Source organism: Faecalibacterium sp. IP-1-18 (genome assembly GCF_023347355.1).
GTDB classification, from domain to species: Bacteria; Bacillota; Clostridia; order Oscillospirales; family Ruminococcaceae; genus Faecalibacterium; species Faecalibacterium prausnitzii.
The window spans coordinates 1010225-1033222 of the sequence record NZ_CP094472.1 but is presented as its reverse complement, the minus strand read 5'-3'; the positions used below and the strand labels follow the sequence as shown (position 1 = coordinate 1033222).

The window sequence follows — 22998 nt, the reverse complement described above, 5'->3', positions numbered from 1 at the left end:
AATTTCCTGTTTATTGTAACACGCTTTGGAGGGAAAAGAAAGTTTTCCGGTATAAATCCCGCAGGCAAAAAGCAACACCGGACAGAAAACGGTCTGCCCGGTGCGATTTTCTTAAAAAAGATCCAGCATATTGTCCAGATAAATTGTCTCCCGCACCTGCAGCTGGTATTCCGGCTTTGTCATGTAGTAGAGCAGAAATTCCAGCACCAGTGCGCTGCCAAGTCCCCTGCCCTCTATTTTAAAGTGGGAAAAACCTGCGGGCAGATACCGCTGCCGGATGTCCTCCACCCCGATGAACCCGGGGCTACGCATCGCCTTGGAAAAGCGATAGCCCTCGGCGGCATCCGGGGCGGCGCAGCGGTGGTCCGGGCAGTCCTCGCCCAGATTCTGACGGCTGACCGTCTCGTAGCAGCGCTTGCGCTCGGTGCAGCCGAACCAGCAGCACTCGTTGCACAAAAACTCTACCTTGGCTTTTTGCTCCGGCGGCAGGGTGCGCAGCTGTTCCAGTGCCGGGTTTAACCGGAAATCCGGCACTACATACCGGAACTGCGGCTTTTCCAGTTCCTGCCGCAGCTCCGCAAACTCGGTGAGCACCTTGGTGGTGGAGGACACCAGATACAGCTCCGGCCAACGCTGTTGCAGATAGTCCGCCAGCAAATCAGAATGGACGATCACACCGTTTGGCACACTGCCGCTTTTTGCAAACCGCTCACACAGGGCGTTGCACTGCGGGTCAGCAAGGTGCTCAGCCCGCAGCAGGGAGTTACTGAAGGTCAGCCGCCCGGAGATGCCGTATTCCCACAGCAGCGCCAGCACCTCGCGCGCCGTTGCTCCGCCGCAGGAGATGCGTCCCCCGCCCCAGATACAGCCCGCCGGTGCGCCGTAGATAGAGCCTATGGTGCACCAATCGTAAAAATATTCCCGGTGCTCCCGGTACAGCGGCAAAAAGCGGCGGTACAGCTCGTAAAACTCGAACAGGCCGGGCAGATGATAACAGGCAGCTGCGGGCTTTTCCATAGCGGTTCCTTTCCTGCAAAAAGGGAGCTGCTGCGTAAAAATGCCGTGCAGCGGCTCCCCTGTTTTATCGTATTTGCTTTTGTTACACGGTAGCGCCAACCTGAGGGGCGCCGCCTGCGAGCTGCTCTGCCGTAAGCGGCTGGGCTTCTGCGGGGGCGTTCAGCCGCTCCTTGGCCACCGCCAGCATCAGCTTGATGCGGTTTTCCTGATTGACCCGGGTAGCACTGGGGTCGTAGTCGATGGGGGTGATGTTGGCGCTGGGGTACAGCGCACGGATCTTGTTCACCATGCCCTTGCCCACGATATGGTTGGGCAGGCAGCCAAAGGGCTGCGCACACACGATGTTGCCATAACCGCCCTGCACCAGCTCGATCATCTCGGCGGTCAGCAGCCAGCCCTCGCCCATTTTTGCGCCCAGCGAGATAACCCCCTTGGGCTTTTTCACCAGCTCCTTGAAGGGGCCCGGCGCATAGAACCCGGCGTCCGTCTCTGCCTTGAGCATGACACGCTCCACGCTGTCCAACCAGTTGAGGAACTGGTCGGTGCCTACCTTTACAGCCAGCTTGCCGCCGTAAAGCACATGATCCTCGCCCATATTGAAGGCGCAATACTGCACAAAGCCCATCAGACCGGGGAAGTTCACCTCGCAGTCCTGACTTTCCAGAAACTTCTGCAAGTCGTTGTTGCCCAGCGGGCTGTACTTGACGTAGATCTCGCCCACAACACCCACCTTGACCTTGGGCACCCGGGTGACCGGGATAGTGGCAAATTCCTTTGCGATGAGCGGGAAGGTGTGCTTCATTTCCCGGGAAGTAAAGCCTTTACCGGCCAGCAAGGCACGGCCCAGACGGGCGATCCAGCGATCCACCATGCGGTCAGCAGCCCCCTTTTCGTTCTCGTAGGGGGCCACCTGATTGCGCAGCGCACACAGCATATCGCCGTAGAAGATGCAGGCGATACACTTGCGCGCCAGCGGGAGGGTCATCTGGAAGCCGCTGTCCTTTTCCAGACCGGAAAAGTTCAGGCTTGCCACCGGGATCTGCGGGTAACCGGCCTTGACCAGCGCCTTGCGCAGCAGATGGATGTAGTTGGAGGCACGGCAGCCGCCGCCGGTCTGGGTGATCAGCAAGGCAGTGTGCTCCAGATCATACTTGCCGCTGTTCAGCGCATCCAGAAACTGGCCGATGACCAGCAGCGCCGGGTAGCAGGTATCGTTGTGGACATACTTCAGCCCCAGCTGTGCCACGGCACTGCCGCAGTTGCCCAGCAGCTCACACTTATAGCCTTCGCAGCGCAGTGCGTACTCCATAAGCCGGAACTGGGTAACGGCCATGTTGGGGATGAGGATGGTGTGGGTCTTTTTCATCTCCGGGGTAAATTTGGGATAATGATATTCCATAGGTTCCTCCTATGTTGCTCTAAACAAGATAGTCCCCGCAAAGACTTCCCCCCGCTGGGGGAAGCCCTTCAGCCTATCTCAGGGTTTCTTTTATTCTGACTTTTCTGCGGCGGCCTCGTCCCGCTCGTCCAGTGCGGCGAACAGGCTGCGCAGACGGATGTTCACGGCACCGAGGTTTGTGATCTCGTCGATCTTCAGCTGGGTATACAGCTTGTTGCCCCGCTGCAAAATCTCGCGGGTCTCGTCGGTGGTAATGGCATCCACGCCGCAGCCGAAGGACACCAGCTGCACCAGATCCATATCCTTCTGGGTGGTGCAGTACTTAGCGGCAGCGTACAGGCGGCTGTGGTAGGTCCATTGGTTCAGCACGCTGGTGGGGAACTTCTGCACCCGGTTGGAGATGCTGTCCTCGGTGACCACCGCAGCCCCGTGGCGGGTGATCAGATGGTCGATGCCGTGGTTGACCTCCGGGTCTACATGATAGGGACGGCCTGCCAGCACAATGATGCGCTTACCCTGACGGCGCGCCTCGTCAATGATCTCACTGCCCTTTACCCGGATCTTTGCCATGTGCGCTTCGTACTCCGCGTAGGCGGCATCGGCTGCGGCCTGCACCTCCCGCTCGGAGATGCCGCCAAAGTACTTGGGCAGCACCTCCTTTGCCATCTTGTGCACAAAATCCTTGGGACGGTGGATGCCCACATAATCATAGATGAACTTTTTGCCTTCCAGCTCCGGGCAGTTGCCTGCCAGAACCTCCGGGTAGTAGGCCACCACCGGGCAGTTATAATGGTTGTCGCCCAAGCCCTCGTCCACATTGTAGGTCAGGCAGGGGTAGAAGATGGCGTCCAGCTGCATCTGGCTCAGCGCCTTGATGTGGCCGTGGCTCAGCTTTGCCGGGAAGCAGGCGGTATCGCTGGGGATGGTAGCCTGTCCGGCCAGATACAGCCCGCGGGTGGACACCGGGCTGGTGTGCACCGCAAAACCAAGGCTCGTCCAGAAGGCGTACCAGAAGGGCAGCAGCTCATAGAAGCCCAGACACATCGGAATGCCGATGGAACCGCGCTTGCCGGGCACAGGCTTGTAGCTGGCCAGCAGCTGCTGCTTGTAGGCGTACAGGTTCAGGCTGTTGTCCTCACTTTTGCCGGTAACGGGCTTATCGCAGCGGTTACCGGAGATGAATTTGCGGCCATCGGCAAAGGTATTGACGGTCAGCTGGCAATGGTTGCCGCAGCCGCCGCACTTGACGCTGACCACCTGCTGTGCAAACTTTTCCAGCTCCTGCTCGTCCATCATGGCAGAGGTGGTCTGGTTGTTTTTATGGCTCTGGCGCAGGCCGTACAAAGCAGCGCCGTAAGCGCCCATCAGACCGGCAATGTCCGGCCGGATGACCTCCACGCCCATCTCTTTTTCAAAGGCACGGAGCACGGCTTCATTATAAAAGGTACCGCCCTGTACCACGATCTTGCGGCCCAGCTCTTCCGGGCTGGAAGCGCGGATCACCTTGTACAGCGCGTTCTTGACCACGCTGATGGACAGGCCTGCGGAGATATTCTCGATGCTGGCACCGTCCTTTTGCGCCTGCTTGACCGAGCTGTTCATGAACACAGTGCAGCGGCTGCCCAAGTCCACCGGGCGGTCTGCGAACAGACCCAGCGCGGCAAACTCCTTGACGTCATAGCCCAGTGCCTGCGCAAAGGTCTGCAAAAAGCTGCCGCAGCCGGAGGAGCAGGCCTCGTTCAGGAAGATGTTGCTGATGGCGCCGTCCTCGATCTTGAAGCACTTCATGTCCTGCCCGCCGATGTCAATGATGAAGTCCACGTCCGGCATAAAGTACTTGGCAGCGGTAAAATGCGCCACCGTTTCCACCAGACCGTAATCACAGCGGAAAGCGTTCTTTACCAACTCCTCGCCGTAGCCGGTGGTGGTAACACTGGCCACCTGCAGCCCCGGGTGCTCCTTGTAGATCTTGAGCAGCTGCTCCCGAATCAGAGGCAGCGGGTTGCCAAGGTTGGGCTGATAGTTGGTGTACAAAATCTGGCTCTTTTCGTCCACCACCACCAGCTTGACGGTGGTAGAACCGGAGTCGATGCCGATATGCACCGGCCCGCAGTGGGCACTAAAAGCCACGCGGGGCACACTGTGGGACATGTGCCGTGCGTGGAAAGCCTCGTACTCCTCCTTGCTGGCGAACAGCGGCGGCTCGCTGGCATAGGTAGCAGTGGCGGCGTACTTGTCCAGCGCATCGGCCACCTCGGTGAGCACAAATTCCTTATCGGCATACAACGCAGCGCCCAGCGCCACATACAGCAGGCTGTTTTCCGGGCAGGTGCCGGTCACGTTCAGCGCTTCGTCAAAGCTCTTGCGCAGCACGGTGCTGAAAGTGAGCGGGCCGCCCAGATAAAGGATATTGCCCTTGATGGGGCGGCCCTGTGCCAGACCGGCTATGGTCTGGTTGACCACAGCCTTATAGATGCTGGCGGCGATATCCTCGGTGCGGGCACCCTGATTGATCAGCGGCTGCACGTCACTTTTTGCAAACACGCCGCAGCGGCTGGCGATGGTATAGGTGCGCTGCGCCTGTTCGGCGGCCTTGTTCATCTCCTCAGCGCTCATCTTCAGCAGAGTGGCCATCTGGTCGATGAAAGCACCGGTGCCGCCGGCACAGCTGCCGTTCATGCGCACCTCGGTGCCGTTGGTCAAAAACAGGATCTTGGCATCCTCGCCGCCCAGCTCAATGACACAATCAGTCTTTGGCATAAAGCGCTTGACCGCCACGCGGGTGGAGAATACCTCCTGCACAAAGGGCACACCGCAGCTGTCGGCCAAGCCCATACCGGCAGAGCCGGAGATGCTGAGCAGCGCCTTGCGGCCATGCAGATGCTCGGCATCAATGCGCCGCAGCAGCTCCTGCGCCTTTTCCAGAATATGACTATAATGTCGTTCGTATGTAGAATACAGCAGTTCATCATGCTCGCCCAGCACCACGCACTTGATGGTGGTGCTACCGATGTCAAGACCTACTCTCACCTTGTTTTTCCTCCTAAGGACAAATAACCGGAACATAACGCCCCGGCTGCTATGGCAAACAAGCCGTTTGCGGCAAAGACCCGCAACGGCAGCTCTCTCTTTTCAGTAGCCCGCATCGCGCAGCTACGCTGTTTTCAAGCGATAAAAAATCATAAAAAAGCAGCAGATGCGTTTTTGCATACACTATTATTATAATCCAATCGCGGGCGGCATTCAATCCGTATTGTCTATTTTACACGAAAAAAATAGTATTTTTTGCTCAAAAGGCTGAACTTTTTGTGAACAAGTGTCGGTTTTTGCCGCAAAAAAGCCGCCGCACAGAGTTTGTGCAGCGGCCTTGTACCGACGGGATATTGAAATAGTTTCCGCATGCGCTTTGGCCATTTCAGCGGTGATCTGCCTCTACGTCTCCACGCATAAAAATGCCTTTGGAGCGCTCCGTTTTCCTTACCGGTTCACGAAATTCAGCACCAGAACCAGCAGCAGCATGTGCATGGGGTAAAAGGCGTAGCAGGCATACTGGAAAGGCTTGCTGTGATAGCCCTGCCGACCGCGGTACAGCCAGATGGGCACCAGTGCCAGCAGCGCCAGCCCCTGCTGGCAAAGCTCAAAGTCCATGCCGAAGAGCTGAATGGGGTACATAAGCCCGCCCAGCAGCTCCACGTTGACCCAGTACAGCGCAGCCAGCTGCCCCAGCAGACACCACCACTTGCGCCCGTGCCCGTGAAAAAAGTAGAAGATGAACACAGTCAGCACCCCTGCGCCGTAGTAGTCCACCATGCCCAGCGTGCCCAGCACCGCGCCCGCCACCACCACAAGGGCGGATACCAGCAGGTATAGTCCTGTTTTCTGCTTTTTGCGCACCGTTTCCATCAGATGGATGCCCAGAATGCCCAAAAGCAGCGTCCAGATGACGTTCTGGTGCACCGGGTAGAACCATGTACCGCCGTACATCAAATCGAAGGGGATCTCCGAAAGCAGGGCAAACAACAGCAGACGCAGGGTGTATTTTTTCAGGTCGTGGGTGTGGAAGTAGCCCTCCACCGCCATAAAGGCAAAGATGGGAAACGCCACCCGCCCGGCACAGGTCAGCCATTCCTGCGCGGGCAGCAACGTCGCCCACAGGTGGTCCATCAGCATCAGCGCCATGGCAAGGATATGAAGCGCCGCTGCGCTCAGGTCAAAGCGGGTCGCGGCAGTGGAATGGATCGGTTTGGTTGACATACACATACCTCGTCTTTGTCGAAATTTGGTCGTTCTGTCTGGAATACGAACGAGCCCTGCAAAGAATTGCAGCCCCGGCCAGATTTTTCCACCGCCGGGGCTGCAGGAATGCTTTATTTTTTCTGATGCGAATACCCCAGACACGAATAGCTGGAGCCAAGGCAGAGCCATACCACCGCCGTAGAGTGATTCTCGCCGGTAACAAGATTCAGCACCGCAACAAGAAAAAACAACAGTCCGCTGAGATAAAACAGATTGCATTTTTTCATAGAGCATTCCTCTGGTTTTGGTTTTTTCACCGGCTATTTTGGATACGGCAAGCGCAGGGGCGATTGCCATTTTACTCCGCGTACAAAGGGGCGCAGAGCGCCCACCCGGCACGCAGAAAGTGTGTGCCCGCAGCAGTCTGCGGGGCAAATTCATGAAGGGTGGCTTGCCTGCCTGCCCATGGAGACGTAAGCGCAAAAGCAGGAATGCGGGAAGGAGCAAGGGACGGTTTCGGCGAAAAAGCGTCTGGCGGTGGCGGAAAAGCCGAACGCAAGATTTTTTTCATAATAGCTGGCTCGTAAGGTGAGCCGTACCAAAACTTCCTTGCGGAAATGTGCAGCGTTATAGTTCATCTGCACCCGAACCGGCAGCTGTGCACCCGGCGCTTGCCGCACCCAAAATAGCCGGTGGAACGATCATTTAGTTTTTGGCGTTTTCCAGATAGATCTCAAAGGCTTCGGCAAAGCTGGCGTTCACATCAAAGGGGACAGTGTAGTCTACCTTGGAGGTCACAAGGCAGAGGTCCAGCCGGTTGGAGGTTTCGTCTGCCTGCCGGTTCAGCTTGCTCAGCGCGGCATGGATGACCTTGCGGTCGTAGTTGATGGTGGTCACTCGCTTCACATCGCAGCAGTAGGAGATCTGGTTGCCCTCAGCGTTGAAGCGGTAGCCGGTGCCCCCGCCGGAGAGCAGCTGCTCAGAACTGCGCAGGTCGTTCATCCGTTTGAAGGTGCGGGCAATGCTCTGCCGCGCGGCATTCAGGCTGACCTCGCTGTCCATATCCATGTCCAGCGCATCCTTTGCCTTGCGGATAGCGGCAAACAGGCGGCTCTTCTCCTCCAGCAGATAGATCATGAACCGGGCAACGTCGGTGATCTGCTCTGCATATTCGGTCTGTGCCACGTCCATAACGGTCTCGTCCTCGGCCTCGGGCATCACCTTATGGCGCAGATAGGTGTTGGCCACCTTGGTCACGTTGGCATCGCAATCCAGAATGCCCTGCGCCTCGTCCAGCAGAGACTGGAGCTTGTTCTGGTAGCGGAATGCTTCCTTCAGGTTCATAGTCGTTCCCTCCATCTTGTTTTTTCTGCTTTCAGCTTACCACAGACTGCCCGCCCGCGCAAGCTTTCCGGTAAAATGAGCAAAACGCCCGCCCCGGCATGACCGGGGCAGGCGTTTTGCTTTTGCTGTGACACTTATTGGGATAAGAGATTGGCATTACTCAGCCGGCCACGCGCTCGGTGCGGCCTGCCTCCAGCATATAGCGCAGGAAGCCGGTCACGTCGGCGGGGTCGGTCACGGTGAGGTCAAAGCCCTTCTTGGGGGCAGTGTCCATCATCTGCAGCATGGAGCGTGCGGTAGTGTCCTTTTTCAGGTCGCAGGTCTTGCCGTTGTCCAGATGCAGCAGCACGCTGCCGTGGCTGGCAGAAAGCTGGCGCATGAAACGTTCCTTATCAAAATACTCGATACGAAGCATAGGAATACCTCCTTGATGAAATGGTTTATGTTACACTTGCCGTCCAGTCCTCTTTGGACTGACGGCGGGAGAATGGCAGTTTTGCCCGGCAGTGGAAACGCTTGCACAGCTTGCGTCCCGGCTGCCTTGGTGTTATACTGAGCTTGGAAGCTCTGATAGGATAATACCACAAAACAATCGCTAATAATAGAATAAAACCGCATAGTATATGCAACAAAACCGGCATTGACAAAAAACATTCAAAGTATTGCGGAAAGGAATTGGTGAATATGGCATATCAGACAAGCTGTGCCTCTTATACCAGCGGCCGGGTGGGGCTGTCCAGCGCTACTGCCGTGGTGGCCGATGCCGCCGGGCGGGAGCAGACCCAGCACGGCAGCCCACTGTTCCCTATCGCCTGTTACGCCGAGGATCTTTCCTGTTTTTCGGTGGCGTGGCACTGGCACGAGGAATTTGAGTTCATTCTGGCGGCACTGGGGCCCATCCATGTAGATGTGAACAAGACCCGGCTGACTTTGCAGACCGGGCAGGGGGTGTTCATCAACTCCGGGGCGCTGCACGCGGTAGAGCCTGCCGAGGGCAGGGCGCTGCTGCACTCCGGCGTGTTCCAGCCCCGGCTTGTCGGCGGCATGGACACCGTATTCTGGCAAAAACTCATCCGGCCGCTTTTGCAGCCGGGCACGCCGCCCTTCTTTTTGCTGGACGAGGCCGTACCATGGCAGCGGCAGGTACTGCTCTGCCTGCGGGAGGCGTGGAAGGGCGTGGCGGACGAGCCCTTTGACTACGAGAACCGGGTGCGCTACCACCTTACCGCTACCCTGCGGCTGCTCATTACCCAATGCGTCAGCGGCAAGGTGAAGGTATCGGAGCAGGAGCAGATCGCCTCGGAGCGGATGAAGCAGATGCTGCGCTATGTAGAGGAGCACTACGCTGAGGAGCTGACCGTGGAAAAACTGGCCGACTGCGTTGCCCTGAGCGAAAGTGCCTGTCTGCGCAGTTTCCGGCAGTTTTTGGGTATCACGCCCATCCAGTACGTCAAGCAGTTCCGGGTGGAAAAAGCCACCGAGCTGCTGCGCTCCACCCGGCTCAAGACCGGCGAGGTGGGGCTGGAATGCGGCTTTTCGGACGCGAGCTACTTTATCAAGACCTTCCGGGAGATCAAGCACTGCACCCCTCGGGAGTACCGTATCCGCTTCTGCTGAGCAAAAAGTAAAAAATGCCGGGCAGCTGCAAGCTGCCCGGCATTGCATTATAAAATTATCTTCTGCCAGCGCTCCGGCGGAATGACCGGCTCGGTGACAAAGGCCTCGGGGTTCGGGGCAAGAACATGGCGGGTGACCCGGAAAAGCCCCTCGGCGTCGCACAAAATGCATCTTGCATCGCCAAATTTTGTGTTCCGGGCTGCGCCGCAGTCCAGATACGCCTGTTCCAGCTTGACGAAATCCTCCGAGATGTGCGGCTGCTGTGCGTTGTAGTGGCGGCGCATATAGACGGTGTGCTGCGCCCCGGCTTCGTCCACCACGGTCATCTGCAGGGGCTTGTCGGTCAGGCGGTTCGGCACGTTCAGTACCTCCTCCACGCTATGGATAAAGGTGTTGCGGGCGTGGGTGACCCCCAGCAGCAGCACTTTGCCGTGGGCTGCCCGCAGCCGGTCGTAGCAGCCGCCGGGAGTGCAGGGGGTGTTGGCGTCCAGCTCTCCTTCCAGATACGCAGCCGCCCCCTTGCCGTAAGCCGCCATGCTGTGGGTGGGGTGCAGCGAGCGCACCACCCCGGGGCGCTGCCGGAACAGCTCCGGCAGAATGCCCACACAGCACGGGCTGCGGCGTACATCGAACACTCGGTTTTCCTCGTTGATGAACCGCCATGTGTGGGTGGGCAGCAGCAGCAAGCCCTCCGCAAAAAACTCCATCCATGCGTCCAGAACCGTGTCTGCGCCGCCCTCCACCGGGCCGATGGACTTCATGGAGGAATGGATCAGGATGGTCTCGTTGCCTGTCAGCCCCATTGCTACAAGGTCGTGCTTGAGGTCAGCCTTTGTGTATGCCATGTCGTTTCTCCTTTTCGGGCATTTTGTCTGTACCCAGTTTACCGCCTTTTGTGCGGCAAAGCAAGCACGCACGCAAAAAAGGCAAACACCCTGTTGTATTTGCCGGAGACGAGCCGGTATCTGCGGGGTGTGTGCCCTTGCAGCTTTTTTAGTAAAATCCTGTATACAGCATATCATCTCGCAGCGTTACCGCGAAACAAGCACAGCGCCTTGCAATTATAGCAATTTGACAGTTGTTTCCTGTTTTCTTTGTGCATTTGGTACAACAGTCACTTGATTGCAGCATTTTATCAGCACTTTTCCCGCATTGCAAAGTGGTATATCAGTTTTTCAGTTTCAGGAACAGTTCCGTGCGCGAGTGCGCATTCTTGTATACAAGTATTCAAATCAAGTTCCATTCCAGCATTGACATTCAGTTGCTGTAACGGTACAATGATACTAAGATTACATTTACCGGATAAATGGAGAACAACTATGGCTACATTACAGCACACTGATGAGCTCTATCATATTCTCGAGGACGAAATCTGCGCGTTGAAGATCCTGCCCGGGGAAGCGCTGAGCGAAAACCAGCTGTGCAAGCGGTTCGGCGTTTCCCGCACTCCTATCCGCAGCGTTTTGCAGCGGCTGGAGCAGAACCGCTTTGTGCAGATCATTCCCTGCAAGGGCACCATTGTTACCGCCATCGACACCGGCGTGGTGGACCAGCTCATCTTCCAGCGTGTTGCAGTGGAGGGCATGGTGTTCCGGGATTTTGTGCAGAGCTGCTCGCCCATGGAGATTCTTGCGGTAGAACACCTTTATAATATGCTGCTGGAAGCCGCTGCGGGGCGCAGCGACCCGGAGAACTTTGATTTCAACCACTTCCTCAGCTGCGACCTTGCCATGCACGAGTACTGGTTCCACAAGACCAGCAAGGAGTACCTTTGGGAGCAGATGACCCGCCCGCAGGCAGACTACTCCCGCTTTATCCGTCTGGACATCGTGGGTGCACGCAACGTGTCCAGCGTCGTCAGCGAGCACGCCGAGATGCTGCGCATCCTGCGTGAGAAGGATCTGGACGCCATCGAGCCGCTGATGCGCACCCACCTGTACGGCGGTGTGAGCCGTATGGGCAGCAAGATCTACTCGGACGAATACCGCGGCTACTTCAAGCTGCCGGAGAACAAAAAATAAAGAAGGCCGCCGCACAGGAAACTGTGCAGCGGCCTTCTTCTGGTTGCGCCAGCAGGAGTCGAACCTACGATGGGGGAGTCAAAGTCCCCTGCCTTACCGCTTGGCGATGGCGCATCATGCAAAACAGTATAGCATATTTTCCGCTGTTCCACAAGAGGTGCGCCGCATTTTTGCAGCTTTTTCTGTGCGCTGTCTGCCGCATTTGCGGCGGTTTGGGTCGGTTTTTGGGCTTTGCGGCCGGGGCCCTGCGTTTTCCATATCCTTCCATGTTTTTACGAAAGGCAAGTTTTGCGGGATGCGTTTTTCAAAAAACACAGTCCGCAGGGGGCACAAGATTCATATTGCAAAGGTGAGATTTATTTTTTCCTGATTTTTCTTATTATTTTCTCAAAAGACTGTATTTTTTGTTGCGGTTCTGGTACACTGGATGTGATAAAAATAAGTTGAAGAAACTACGCCGATGTCCGGGCTGTCCCCGGGCGGGGCAGTGTCTCCATCTTTGTGAAGGAAAGCGAGGGGTCTCATGAAAAAATTCCTGAAAACGCTGGTGGTCGGGCTTTGCCTGTTCACGCTGCTGTGCTGCGCACTGCCGGCTGCATTTGCTGCCGACAAAACTTCAGGGAGCAAAAAGGAAGAGAACGTGTACGCCATTGGTATGGATGCCCAGGGCGGCATCTGCTCCACCGTGGTAACCTACACGAACCTGTCCGGCAAACTGGAGAGCACGCCCGAGCAGCCTACCATGACGGGCTACACCTTTGACGGCTGGTACACCGAGCCGGTGGGCGGCAGCAAGGTGACCACCTCCACCGTGTTCACCTCCGACGCCACCATCTACGCCCACTGGACTGCCAAGGTCGGTACTTCTACCGTGCCGCAGCCCACCACCCAGCCTGCCGTCCAGTGGCAGAAGTATGTAGGCCCTGCCCTTGTGGCCGGTGCCCTGCTTACCACCCTGCTGGTCGCCACCATGCTCTGAACACTGCTGTAAACACAATGACACTATTGAAGAAAGGGATCTTACCATGACTACTTCTACCATGAAAATGCCCGCCAGCTATTCCAGCATCGAAGCCGAGGAGATGACCTATCTGGACGGCGGCACCAGCAACGCTTATCAGGCCTTCCTGGACGTTGGCAAGGTGTTCAACTACATTGCCCGCATCTTCTCCGGTGCAAGCTCCATCATCAACAATGTTAACGTCATCTACCAGTCCTTTGTATCGCTGAACAGCCTGCTGGGCAGCTTCGGCAAGTAAAAGCATCACCCCAAAGTTCAGATCCGGGAGCCGCGCTTTTTTCGAAAAGTGCGGCTCCCGTTTTTCGTACACACTGTAATTCAGTACATTACTGCGCAGCACTTCACGTTCCAGAATTGTGAACAACTTTTTAAGTTTTTGGGGGGTCAGTGGCCGTTTTTTGGACATTTTTAATATATAAAGCAAAAAAATGCGATATTTTTTCAGCTTTATCTCTTGATTTTGTATCTGATTTGTTATATTACTGTTACAGTGGGTGTGCTAGAATAAGGTTGTTTATAAAATGCCCTTCAGACCGCGTAAAAAATCGTGGCGGCAAGCGTTTTTTCAGGTATTTTTGTTAAGTAATTTCGTAATCTTCGAAAACCTTTTCGTTCTTTATGATTTGGGAGTATGTACACAAATGGCAGATCGTGAACTGCGGCGGATGCACCGCGCTGAACTGATAGAGATCATCTATGCGCTGAAGCAGAGCGAGGACCAGCTCAAGGCGCAGAACGCCGCGCTTACCGCGCAGCTGCAGGACCGGCAGCTACGGCTGGAAAGCGCCGGTTCCATCGCGCAGGCCGCGCTGGAGCTGAACAACGTGTTCGCCGCCGCGCAGGCCGCCGCCGATGACTATCTGCACTCGGTGCAGGCCAGTCTTGCGGACACCAACGCCACCGCCGCCAATACCCTTTCGCAGGCGCGCAGCGAGGCCAAGCGCATTCTGGAGCAGGCACAGGCAGACGCCGACAGCCTGAAAGCGCAGGCGCAGCAGGAATGCGACGCCATGACCGCCGCCGCCGCGCAAAAACGCACCCAGACCGAGGCCGACTGCAAGGCCATGGTAGAGCGCGCCGAGCAGGAGGTGCAGCAGCGCTGGCAGGCATTTGACCACAAGGCCAACGAGCTGCTGGACCAGTACCGCAGCACAGACGGCCTGCCTTCGGAGGAAACATGAAAAAACGCGATATCCGGTTCGCTTCCATCCCTTCCACCGAGGAAGTGGCCGCAGAACGTGAGCGTCTTGCGTACCAGAGCCGCTACCAGCGGGTGCTGCGCAGTACGATCTATATTCTGGTGGTGGTGGCCGCAGCAGCCGTGCTGCTGGCTACGCTGTTTCTGCCGGTGCTTCAGGTCTCCGGCGACAGCATGTACCCTACATTAAATGATAAAGACATTATCCTGCTGGTAAAATCCAACCACATTGAAAACGGCGAGCTGTGCGGGTTTTACTGGCAGAACAAGCTGCTGCTCAAGCGCATCATCGGGCAGCCCGGTGATGTGATCGATATGGACGTGAACGGCGTAGTCTCGGTAAACGGCGTGGCGCTGGACGAACCCTATGTGGACGCGCTGACCGTGGGCGAATGCGACATCCGGTTCCCCTATCAGGTGCCGGAAAACCGTTACTTCGTGCTGGGCGACCACCGTGCCACCTCCATCGACAGCCGCAGCAGCGTGATAGGTTGCGTTGAAAAAAGCCAGATCGTGGGCAGGGTTTTCCTGCGGATATGGCCCTTGTCCAGCTTCTCGTTGATCCATTGACCCCGGGAGGAGGTATTTCGTTATGAACGACATTCTTAAAACGTACATGGAGCGGTTCCGCGAGAACCGGCACACCCTGCGGCGCTACACCGCATTTGTGCTGGCACTTGCCATGATCACCACCCTGTTCGTCAACTGGCAGCTGCATGGCGTGGGCATCTCGATGACCGCGCAGTACCAGTGCGGCGAGGAGGAGCACACCCACACCGCGGATTGCTACACCAAGGTGCTCACCTGCGGTTACGAGGAAGGCGAGCTTGAAAATGCGGACGAGGTGGCCGCCGCTGCTGCCACCAGCCAGCCCACCGTTGAGGCTGAGCCCGCGCCGCTGGCACTGGAGCCGCAGATCGAGTTTGTGCCCCACGAGCACACCGAGGACTGCTACACCGAGGTGCAGACCCTGACCTGCATGGAGGAAGAGCACGTCCACGGTGACGACTGCTTCGACCCCGAGGACGGCACCCTGATCTGCGAGAAATTTGAGCATACCCACGATGAAAACTGCTATACCACCGAGTACGAGCTGACCTGTGGACTGGAAGAGGGCGAGCTTGTGGAGCAAGTGGTGGAGCCCACCCAGAGCGCCGAGCTGGCGGCTATGGCTGTGGCCGAGCCTGTGGCACTGGAGCCGACGGTGGACACCGTGGAGCCCATCTACCACCACCACACTGACGCCTGCTACGAGGAAGTGCTTACCTGCCCCCTGCCGGAGCATCACCACACCGTAGCCTGCCTGAGCGACACCTCCGCCGACGTTGAGACCCCCGAAGAGTGGCAGGCCGCCAACGCCGAGGCCGTGATGACCGGCAACTGGGACGAGGACCTGCTCAGCGTGGCAAAGACCCAGCTGGGCTACGAGCAGAGCGAGAAAAACTTCGAGATCGACCCCGCAGACGGCGTGACCCTGCACTACTACTCCCGCTACGGCCAGTCTTACGGCAACCCCTACGGCGAGTGGGACGTGATGTTCCTCTCCTACTGCCTGAAGTACGCCGGTATCCCCCAGAGCGCCATCCCGCAGGAGGCCAGCGTGCTTGCCCTGCGCAGCTCCATGAGCGACATGGATTGGCTGCTGGACGGCGAGGACGGCAGCGCCGCCAATGTGGGCGACATCGTTATTTATAATAAGTACGTCACCCGCACCGTGGCTGTGGACAGCAGCGCCGATGGTGCAGCGGACGATCTGGACGACCTGTTCAGCATGGACGCTGAGGGTGAGAACGGCGCAGAGCTTGAAACTTCCGGCGCTTCTGCGCTGGATACCGCCCCCGCCGCCGAGGACGCCCCCGCTGCCGACAGCATGATCACCCCCGATCTCCCCGACACCGCCAACCCGGAGCAGCCCGCCGCAAAGCCGGTGGACAGCACCGGCACCTCTGCATCCGGCGCGGACACCCTTATCCCCAGCGTGGCATCCCCCGCTGCCGAGCCGCAGACCACCACCGTGACTGACGCTCAGCCCGTGGAGACCGTGGGCATCGTGAGCGAGGCGGACGAGAACACCCTGACCGTCATCTCCGGCGACGTGGACGGCAAGGTGGCTGAGGTCACCCTTTCCAACGCCGAGGTTCTGGCCGTGGTGGATGTTGCCGCCGCCCAGTACGCAGACGAGATGCTCTCCTCTGCCGTTGACGGCGCACTGAAAGCCCCCGATATGCTTACGCTGGCGGGTGAGCCCACGACCGTAAGCACCACGACCGTTGGCTCTGCCTTGGACGGTACTAATTATGTTACTGATTTCAAGATTCAGAAGCAGCAGGGCAGCCAATACGTTGATGTTGCCACCAGCGTTGTCACTGACCAAATGCACGGCTACCTTGAACTGAAGGATATTCCGGCTCAGGACATTGCAAGCCATGACTACAAGGTTAAAGTAGCTTTGCCGGAGGCTTTTGACTTGCAGAGCGTTGCTTCGGAAACTGGCGACTTGATCGATCCGAACTATACCGGTCCAAAGGGCAGCGTTTGTGGCACCTACCAGTTTGTAAAGGAAAACGGTAAGTGGTACGTCCTGTTCACCTATGACCGTGATTTTATTCATCAGGATCAGGTGTCGAATACCACCAAGGTCAGAAGTACAGTCAACTTTGATTTCCGGTGGGACCAAACCAAGGTCACGACCGGCGGGAGCAATGAGTTTAAGGTCAACGAAAAAGCAAAGGTCACCATTTATATTAAGCGCGAAGAAAGCACCACGCCCGGCGAGGAAAAGAAATTCAGTCTGGATAAACAATCTGCCGGGCTTAAGTACGACGGCAAGAATGCTTACGTTGATTACACTGTAAAACTTACCCTGAAGGAGGACAGAGCAGCCCCCCTGACGCTGACCGATACACTCACAAATCCGTCCGGGGTCACCTTCGACTATGTTGACACCTTCCTCCAAGTTACTGGCCCGGATGGTTCTGCGCCCGACATTTCTTGGGCAGATACCACAGGTAGTACGGGCAAAATGATCACCTTGGGCACTAGTGGTCAGACCCTGCAAAAGGGCACCTATACCATCACTTACCGCGTCAAGGCTGATAATTTTGGCAGCACAAGTTACAACGGGGACGATTTAAAAAACTTTATCAAATTTGGTGATGATGTAGAAGGTACTTCCACCTCTATCAAAACAAAGGATATTGAAAAATCGGGCAAGCTCAGCAAAGACGGCGAGATCATCACATGGACTGTCAAGATCAACAACGGTGACGTCATGCGTTATCTGCCTGCTAACGCTAAATTTACCGATACGATCGACACAAATCAGGAATTTGTTGCCAATTCTTTCAAGGTCAAAAAGACCGATGCAGACGGCAATGAGACCAAGACCAAACCAACAGATGTCTACAACAGTACAGACCACAAACTCACCTACAACCTTGAGCTAGGCTTCAACAAGTATGAGATCACCTACCAGACAAGGGTCACAAAAGCTATCCCTCTGACCGGTCTGGATGTCAAAAACACCGGCAATCTGGAGGGCGGTGGGCTGGACAGCAGCTCTGAAGGCACTGTCCACATCGACTCAGATGTTCTTACCAAAGAGGCAGTTGGTGAGCCGACTAATAATGGTACAGAGGCCACCCTGCAGTGGAAGAGCACCATCAACGCGGAAAACGTCGACAGCTATATTTACTACGATTATAGCGGTACGTTCTGGGATAATAATGCCAAAAAGAACTACAAGGCACAGGAGATTGATCTTAGCTCTATCAAGGTAACAGACAAAGACGGCCACGACGTCACCGAGAGTGTGAAGATCACAGAATGGACTGATTCCGGCAAAAAAGATGACTATGGCAAAGATCTGGGTCTGTTTACGATCAACTTCAAAGGCTCCGGTGTGACCGGCCCGCTGACCATCACCTACGCAACAAAAGTCAAGATCGATTCCCTGCCCGGCAGCAGTGCAGCTGTAGAAAACATCTGCTACATCAACGACGGCAGCACTGTATCTGCTGAGCAGAAGGTCAACAAAACCTCCGACATGATTCAATACTTCTACAAGTATGCCGGTGAGTTTAATTGGAATAATGTTCAGAACGGCAACGGCAGCACTACCCTGCAGCCCGGCGCAAAGCTGCCTTGGACGATTGAGATCAACGAAAAAGGAATTCTCGAATGGATCGATGACGATGAATGGGTCATTACCGATACCATACCCAAGGGTCTGGTTCTGGACGAAAACAGCGTTAAAATCAACTGCAATGGCGCTTCCCCGTCCACTACCTCTTATACAGTTGCTGTAAACAAGTTGGCAGACGGCTCTACCAAGATGGTCATTACCATGACGCCGGAGGCATTCAGCTATACAGACAATGTTAAGAAAAAAATCCAAAGCCATATCTTTATCACCTACGACACCACGCTGGATACTACCTGTCATGACATCTGGGACGAGAACAATACCGCAAAGTTTACGAACCATGCAACGTTCGAGCGCAAAGGCGAAAAGATCGGCGATACCTCCTTTACCGAAACAGTTACGCGCAGAGTTGTTGGCAAGAGCGGTACTTTTGACGAAACCACCGGTCTTTTGACCTATCAGGTCAAGCTGAACCCCTACGGTGCAACGCTGAACAATGGCACCGACATGGATCTGCAAGACGTCATGACCGTGCCCTCTGATTTGTGGGCTGATGGGTCTGGTACCAAGCGTGTAACGCTGGAAGGCATCTCTGTTTTTGATGCCAAGCTGCAGGCAGATGGTACGCTGGAAGCAACCACATGGCGTGCAGACCTTACCTGTGTAGCCGGAAAGTTTGATGACGATGCCGCCGGAAATAACGTTGACACGTCCACCTACTATTCCAAGTACAGCAGCAATAGCAGCCACCAGCTTAAGGCATGGACAATGGTACCCGATAGCACCCCGCTTGTGCTGGTTTTCCATTACCGAGTTAATACGGAAGGTCTGGTTAAAGGCATTACCTTCACCTTTGAGAACACTGCAAAACTGAATGGCAAGTGGAGCTATGAGGATTCGAACACCAAATTTACTTCCAGTTCGGGAGCTTCTGCCGGTATCGACTTCAACTCCAACCGCTTGACCATCGTCAAGTATTCCGGCACGCCAGACAAGGTTCTGCCCGGTGCAGAGTTCAGTCTGGAAAAGTATAACGGAACCTCTTGGGATAATGTCGGCAACTGCGCGACCAGCACCAGCGGCAACGTAACGCTTGGCAGTCTGGACGTTAACACCTTCTATCGCTTGAAGGAAACACAAGCGCCTGATGGTTATCGGACACCGAATAATTACCATTATTTTGTAATTTCTGACAATAGTCACAGCTACACGGCCTCTGGCGTTCCCGACTTTAAGAGTACAGATACCTTTAGCGAGTACAAGTTGGCTGAAGGGCAGATGTTTGGCAGCTTCTACTACTACTGCGAAAACACCCCCAATGACAACTCTGACTACGTTCTCCCCTCTACCGGCGGCACCGGTACACTCCCGTATACAGCCGTGGGCGGCACAATGATGCTGACCGCGCTGGCATATAGTTTTATCCACCGCAAGCGCAGACGCGAAGGGAGAGCAGATGACTAAACTGCACTTTTCTGCTGGCGTGCCGGGGCTGAGCCCCCGCCCGCCCAGCGCAAAGTTTACGCGATAGACCAAACAAAACTACACCCCTACCCCCTGTGCAAAACGCAGGGGGGCGGCAAGGGGCAGAAAAGAAAGGGGCTTTTTTCATGAAAAAAGCAATGAAAAAACTCATGGCTGCGCTGCTGGCAGTTGCCATGGTGTGCGCCATGGCGATCCCGGCGTTTGCATACAACACTTGGGAGACTGAGGAGGACCTCAACCAACTCCACGGTTACAGCGCTTTCCAGATCTTCAAGGGTGTTATTAGTAAGGACAATGAGACGCTTTCCAACGTTGGGTGGGGCAGCAGCATCACTAAGCCTGACGAGTTTCTGGCGCAGTTGACGGCAGATCCTACCATCGGCGGTGAGTTTAAAACTAATTTCACTGCTCAGGACGTTCTTGCGGTTATCAGCAAATGGCATAATTCCGATGATTACAGCATCGCTTTTGCGCGCGTTGTATGCCACTATCTCTACCCGGATGCCAATGCAAACCCGAAACCCGTCATTACAGATCACACCGGTGGCATCAACATTCCAGAGTCAGGTTATTATCTGATCGTTGATACTACCTACTTTAACCTTCGCGATTTCTATCATGCCTACAATTCCTTCTTCCTGCTGAATGTTCCCCAAGCACCCTATGTCGTTTTAGTTAATCATAAGGTTGTAAAGCCCTATGTTGAGAAGGAAGTTTATGACGATCAGGATGGCACCAACGAAGCAGGTTTTGGTTCCAGCGCTGACCATGCGATCAACGAAGAGTTCCAGTTCAAGCTGATTGCTACCTTGCCCGCAAGCAGAGACAATGGCCGTGCTTACGATTACTATGACGAGTACGCTGTTTTGTTCAATGATACCTTGTCCAAGGGCATTACTTATGACAGACTCGATAGTGTAGTCATTGAATCCAAGGGCATTCCCTATGATATCACCGGCGATTCTTCGAAGTATACCATTGATACTACCGATCTTGAAAGTCATAACTATTTTGTGGTAGGCATTCCTGATGTCAAAACCTGTGTTGAAGATCCAAGGTTCAATTTGAATGACGGCGCTACTATTACGGTCACCTATACTGCACACCTGAACGACAAAGCCGCTGTCAATACTACAAGTGGCTCTACCGATAACAAAAACAAAGTACAGCTCCAGTACTCTAATAACCCCAGAAACAGCGCATACTGGGGCTTCACTCCCGAAAGCGAAGTCCGTGTGTACACCTACCAGCTGAACAACACCAAGTATCACGATGATGATAACGAGAACAACAAGCTGGAGGGCGCTGGCTTCCGTCTGTACAGCGGTGAAGCTTGCAATGATGAAGATGAGATCAAGCTCAAAAAGAATGCTGACGGCACTTACTCTCGCTACTTTGGAACTGAAGATGGCGAAGAAATGTTCTCTGACGACAAGGGCCAGTTTAACGTTAAGGGTCTGGACGCCGGTACTTACTACCTGAAGGAGACCACCCCTCCCACCGGTTACAGTGCCTGTGACAAAACTAAAATCGTCATTTCTGCAACGCACGACGAACACAATGTTAATCTGTCCGGTGAATCCAACCTGAATAATAAAATCATCAACAAAAAAGCCGGCGGCATTACCCTGCCCTCCACCGGCGGCATCGGCACTACCCTGTTCTATGTGGTCGGCGGCGGCCTGATGGTTGCGGCCATCGTTCTGCTGGTCACCAAGAAGCGCATGGAGAACAAGTAAGCTCCATTTCCCCCAAGAACCCGGAGCAAAGGGGCTGCAAGGCCCCCGCTCCTATCCTTATAACATTAGGGAGTAGCCCATGAAAAAGAACAAAAGCACCATCATCCTGATCCTCGTCTTTTTCGTGGGTCTATCCGTGATGTTATACCCCACCCTCAGCGATTACGTCAACCAATTGCATCAGTCCCGTGCTGTGGCCACCTATGCCGAGGATGTGGACAATCTGACCGATGCCGACTACAGCGCCTACTTTGACGCCGCCGATGCCTTTAACGCACAGGTGGCCGCCAACGAAAACGCCCTTTACCGCCCGGATCAGCTTACCGGCTACAACGACACGCTGGATATTACCGGCACCGGCATTATGGGTTACATCACCATTTCCAAAATCGGCGTGGAGCTGCCCATCTACCACGGCACCAGCGACGGCGTATTGCAGATCGCCGCAGGCCACTTGGAGGGCACCAGCCTGCCGGTGGGCGGCGAGAGCACCCACGCGGTCATCTCGGCGCACCGCGGCCTGCCCAGCGCAAAGCTGTTTACCAACCTCGACCAGCTGGAAGTGGGTGATACCTTTACCATCACCGTGCTGGACCGGGTGCTCACCTACGAGGTGGACAAAATTTCCATCGTGCTGCCCACCGAGACCGATGAGCTGAAGATCGCCGAAGGCAAGGACTACGTCACCCTGATGACCTGCACCCCCTACGGCATCAACACCCACCGCCTGCTGGTGCGCGGTCGCCGCGTAGAGACCCCGGATCAGTACAAGCACCTCCGCGTTACCGCCGAAGCGCTTAAAATTGAACCCATTATTGTTGCGCCCATTATGGCGCTGCCCATGCTGCTGATCTTGCTGATCGGTATGCTGATTTCCACACGCAAACCCAAGAAAACGAGAGGTGAAGAACATGAAAAGCATTGATCTGCGTCATCGTCTGGCGGCTGTGCTGCTGGCTATGTGCCTTGTGGTATGCTGCGCCCTGCCGGCGTTTGCCACCACCAGTGCCAACATTGTACTGGGGCGTCTGGGCTCGCTCCACGTCCGTCTGTACGACACCCACAACGATGTGCCCCTGCGCGGCGGCGAGCTTACCCTGTATCAGGTGGCCTCCGTCAAGCGCACCAACGGCAACCTGTACTTTGACTATACCGGCGATTTTACGGGCTGCGGTGTCGTGCTGGGCGATCTTTCCGACAGCACGCTGGCTGACCAGCTGGTAAAGTATCTGCCCGCTGTGCCCGCCATTGCCGCCCAGCAGGACGTGAACGAAGAGGGCTATGCCAACATTACCAAGCTGCCGCAGGGTCTGTACTTGGTCGTGCAGACCGAGGCCTCCCACGGCTACGAGGCCATCAAACCCTTCCTTGTGTCCATCCCCATGCCCGATGGCGACAACTGGATCTACGATGTGGACGCCACCCCCAAGGTAGGCGCTACCATCCCGGAAACGCCGGACACCCCCGACACCCCGGATGTGCCCGATACGCCCGACACACCGGACACCCCCGATCTCCCGGAGCAGCCGGATAACCCGGATACGCCGGTGAGCCCCGGCACACCGGATAACCCGGTAAGTCCCGGCACCCCGGACAACCCCGTAAGCCCCGAAAATCCGGATAACCCGGTCTCCCCTTCCACCCCCGATAAGCCTGTTCTGCCCCAGACCGGCCAGTTGAACTGGCCCGTGCCGGTGCTGGCCTGCAGCGGCGTGCTGCTGTTTGCCGCAGGCTGGGTGCTGAACCGTCAGGGCAAAAAGGAAAACTGACTTTGCGC

18 protein-coding genes and 1 tRNA gene are annotated in these 22998 nt (G+C 55.9%); 10 read left to right on the top strand and 9 right to left on the bottom strand.

Annotated features, from left to right (window positions below):
• Positions 1 to 111 precede the first annotated feature (111 nt).
• From MTP43_RS04980 to MTP43_RS04950, 7 genes are all read right to left on the bottom strand, one after another.
• Entirely contained in the window at positions 112 to 1017 is a 906-nt protein-coding gene (locus MTP43_RS04980; RefSeq protein WP_005925124.1) for a hypothetical protein, read from the bottom strand.
• Positions 1018 to 1099: 82 nt separating this feature from the next.
• Positions 1100 to 2416: a 2-hydroxyacyl-CoA dehydratase gene (locus MTP43_RS04975; RefSeq protein WP_005925121.1), complete on the bottom strand. Its 1317-nt coding sequence runs from the start codon at positions 2414 to 2416 to the stop codon at positions 1100 to 1102.
• Between the two features lie 90 nt (positions 2417 to 2506).
• On the bottom strand, positions 2507 to 5482 hold the full coding sequence (locus MTP43_RS04970) for an acyl-CoA dehydratase activase (RefSeq protein WP_005925115.1): 2976 nt from the start codon (positions 5480 to 5482) through the stop codon (positions 2507 to 2509).
• 411 nt (positions 5483 to 5893) lie between these two features.
• Positions 5894 to 6670 carry a TraX family protein gene (locus MTP43_RS04965; RefSeq protein WP_097784913.1) on the bottom strand — a complete coding sequence of 259 codons (777 nt, stop codon included), beginning with the start codon at positions 6668 to 6670 and terminating at the stop codon, positions 5894 to 5896.
• A gap of 113 nt (positions 6671 to 6783) precedes the next feature.
• Positions 6784 to 6939 (bottom strand): hypothetical protein, encoded by a 156-nt coding sequence (locus MTP43_RS04960; RefSeq protein WP_173015379.1) that lies wholly within the window; start codon positions 6937 to 6939, stop codon positions 6784 to 6786.
• Positions 6940 to 7357: 418 nt separating this feature from the next.
• Positions 7358 to 7996 carry a hypothetical protein gene (locus tag MTP43_RS04955; RefSeq protein WP_113621317.1) on the bottom strand — a complete coding sequence of 213 codons (639 nt, stop codon included), beginning with the start codon at positions 7994 to 7996 and terminating at the stop codon, positions 7358 to 7360.
• 160 nt (positions 7997 to 8156) lie between these two features.
• On the bottom strand, positions 8157 to 8411 hold the full coding sequence (locus MTP43_RS04950) for a hypothetical protein (protein ID WP_055186070.1): 255 nt from the start codon (positions 8409 to 8411) through the stop codon (positions 8157 to 8159).
• 269 nt (positions 8412 to 8680) lie between these two features.
• Here MTP43_RS04950 and MTP43_RS04945 point away from each other — a divergent pair, with 269 nt between their 5' ends.
• Positions 8681 to 9613, top strand: coding sequence for a helix-turn-helix domain-containing protein (locus MTP43_RS04945; protein WP_097784915.1), 933 nt, complete (start codon positions 8681 to 8683; stop codon positions 9611 to 9613).
• A gap of 47 nt (positions 9614 to 9660) precedes the next feature.
• Here MTP43_RS04945 and MTP43_RS04940 read toward each other — a convergent pair whose 3' ends face one another.
• Positions 9661 to 10458, bottom strand: coding sequence for an AAC(3) family N-acetyltransferase (locus MTP43_RS04940; protein ID WP_117528131.1), 798 nt, complete (start codon positions 10456 to 10458; stop codon positions 9661 to 9663).
• Between the two features lie 474 nt (positions 10459 to 10932).
• Between MTP43_RS04940 and MTP43_RS04935 the strand changes: the two genes are divergently transcribed.
• The gene (locus tag MTP43_RS04935; RefSeq protein ID WP_005925075.1) at positions 10933 to 11634 is read left to right on the top strand and encodes a GntR family transcriptional regulator; all 702 of its coding nucleotides are present in this window, start codon (positions 10933 to 10935) and stop codon (positions 11632 to 11634) included.
• Positions 11635 to 11674: 40 nt separating this feature from the next.
• Here MTP43_RS04935 and MTP43_RS04930 read toward each other — a convergent pair.
• A tRNA-Gln gene (locus tag MTP43_RS04930) sits at positions 11675 to 11748 on the bottom strand.
• A gap of 409 nt (positions 11749 to 12157) precedes the next feature.
• Between MTP43_RS04930 and MTP43_RS14415 the strand changes: the two genes are divergently transcribed.
• The 8 genes from MTP43_RS14415 to MTP43_RS04890 all read left to right on the top strand — a co-directional run bounded on the left by MTP43_RS14415 (position 12158) and on the right by MTP43_RS04890 (position 22990).
• The gene (locus MTP43_RS14415) at positions 12158 to 12613 is read left to right on the top strand and encodes an InlB B-repeat-containing protein (protein WP_097782425.1); all 456 of its coding nucleotides are present in this window, start codon (positions 12158 to 12160) and stop codon (positions 12611 to 12613) included.
• Between the two features lie 46 nt (positions 12614 to 12659).
• On the top strand, positions 12660 to 12893 hold the full coding sequence (locus MTP43_RS04920; protein ID WP_238057051.1) for a hypothetical protein: 234 nt from the start codon (positions 12660 to 12662) through the stop codon (positions 12891 to 12893).
• 403 nt (positions 12894 to 13296) lie between these two features.
• On the top strand, positions 13297 to 13836 hold the full coding sequence (locus MTP43_RS04915) for a hypothetical protein (RefSeq protein WP_015536813.1): 540 nt from the start codon (positions 13297 to 13299) through the stop codon (positions 13834 to 13836).
• The gene (lepB, locus tag MTP43_RS04910; protein ID WP_117526849.1) at positions 13833 to 14423 is read left to right on the top strand and encodes a signal peptidase I; all 591 of its coding nucleotides are present in this window, start codon (positions 13833 to 13835) and stop codon (positions 14421 to 14423) included. Before MTP43_RS04915 ends, lepB begins: the two co-directional genes overlap by 4 nt.
• A 22-nt stretch (positions 14424 to 14445) precedes the next feature.
• Positions 14446 to 19461: a collagen binding domain-containing protein gene (locus tag MTP43_RS04905; protein WP_217285349.1), complete on the top strand. Its 5016-nt coding sequence runs from the start codon at positions 14446 to 14448 to the stop codon at positions 19459 to 19461.
• 146 nt (positions 19462 to 19607) lie between these two features.
• Positions 19608 to 21221 (top strand): isopeptide-forming domain-containing fimbrial protein, encoded by a 1614-nt coding sequence (locus MTP43_RS04900; RefSeq protein WP_015536816.1) that lies wholly within the window; start codon positions 19608 to 19610, stop codon positions 21219 to 21221.
• 79 nt (positions 21222 to 21300) lie between these two features.
• Positions 21301 to 22146 (top strand): class C sortase, encoded by an 846-nt coding sequence (locus MTP43_RS04895; RefSeq protein WP_112121860.1) that lies wholly within the window; start codon positions 21301 to 21303, stop codon positions 22144 to 22146.
• Complete coding sequence (locus tag MTP43_RS04890; RefSeq protein WP_117530056.1) at positions 22133 to 22990, top strand: peptidase; 858 nt, start codon at positions 22133 to 22135, stop codon at positions 22988 to 22990. Before MTP43_RS04895 ends, MTP43_RS04890 begins: the two co-directional genes overlap by 14 nt.
• Positions 22991 to 22998 lie beyond the last annotated feature (8 nt).

What these genes read in the sequence shown, in the direction of transcription:
- MTP43_RS04970 (WP_005925115.1), bottom strand. Translation starts at nt 5,482, where the DNA reads ATGTTCCGGTTATTTGTCCTTAGGAGGAAAAACAAGGTGAGAGTAGGT.
- MTP43_RS04945 (WP_097784915.1), top strand. Translation starts at nt 8,681, where the DNA reads ATGGCATATCAGACAAGCTGTGCCTCTTATACCAGCGGCCGGGTGGGG.
- MTP43_RS04955 (WP_113621317.1), bottom strand. Translation starts at nt 7,996, where the DNA reads ATGAACCTGAAGGAAGCATTCCGCTACCAGAACAAGCTCCAGTCTCTG.
- MTP43_RS04975 (WP_005925121.1), bottom strand. Translation starts at nt 2,416, where the DNA reads ATGGAATATCATTATCCCAAATTTACCCCGGAGATGAAAAAGACCCAC.
- MTP43_RS04960 (WP_173015379.1), bottom strand. Translation starts at nt 6,939, where the DNA reads ATGAAAAAATGCAATCTGTTTTATCTCAGCGGACTGTTGTTTTTTCTT.
- lepB (WP_117526849.1), top strand. Translation starts at nt 13,833, where the DNA reads ATGAAAAAACGCGATATCCGGTTCGCTTCCATCCCTTCCACCGAGGAA.
- MTP43_RS04920 (WP_238057051.1), top strand. Translation starts at nt 12,660, where the DNA reads ATGACTACTTCTACCATGAAAATGCCCGCCAGCTATTCCAGCATCGAA.
- MTP43_RS14415 (WP_097782425.1), top strand. Translation starts at nt 12,158, where the DNA reads ATGAAAAAATTCCTGAAAACGCTGGTGGTCGGGCTTTGCCTGTTCACG.
- MTP43_RS04980 (WP_005925124.1), bottom strand. Translation starts at nt 1,017, where the DNA reads ATGGAAAAGCCCGCAGCTGCCTGTTATCATCTGCCCGGCCTGTTCGAG.
- MTP43_RS04915 (WP_015536813.1), top strand. Translation starts at nt 13,297, where the DNA reads ATGGCAGATCGTGAACTGCGGCGGATGCACCGCGCTGAACTGATAGAG.
- MTP43_RS04940 (WP_117528131.1), bottom strand. Translation starts at nt 10,458, where the DNA reads ATGGCATACACAAAGGCTGACCTCAAGCACGACCTTGTAGCAATGGGG.
- MTP43_RS04905 (WP_217285349.1), top strand. Translation starts at nt 14,446, where the DNA reads ATGAACGACATTCTTAAAACGTACATGGAGCGGTTCCGCGAGAACCGG.
- MTP43_RS04950 (WP_055186070.1), bottom strand. Translation starts at nt 8,411, where the DNA reads ATGCTTCGTATCGAGTATTTTGATAAGGAACGTTTCATGCGCCAGCTT.
- MTP43_RS04890 (WP_117530056.1), top strand. Translation starts at nt 22,133, where the DNA reads ATGAAAAGCATTGATCTGCGTCATCGTCTGGCGGCTGTGCTGCTGGCT.
- MTP43_RS04965 (WP_097784913.1), bottom strand. Translation starts at nt 6,670, where the DNA reads ATGTCAACCAAACCGATCCATTCCACTGCCGCGACCCGCTTTGACCTG.
- MTP43_RS04900 (WP_015536816.1), top strand. Translation starts at nt 19,608, where the DNA reads ATGAAAAAAGCAATGAAAAAACTCATGGCTGCGCTGCTGGCAGTTGCC.
- MTP43_RS04935 (WP_005925075.1), top strand. Translation starts at nt 10,933, where the DNA reads ATGGCTACATTACAGCACACTGATGAGCTCTATCATATTCTCGAGGAC.
- MTP43_RS04895 (WP_112121860.1), top strand. Translation starts at nt 21,301, where the DNA reads ATGAAAAAGAACAAAAGCACCATCATCCTGATCCTCGTCTTTTTCGTG.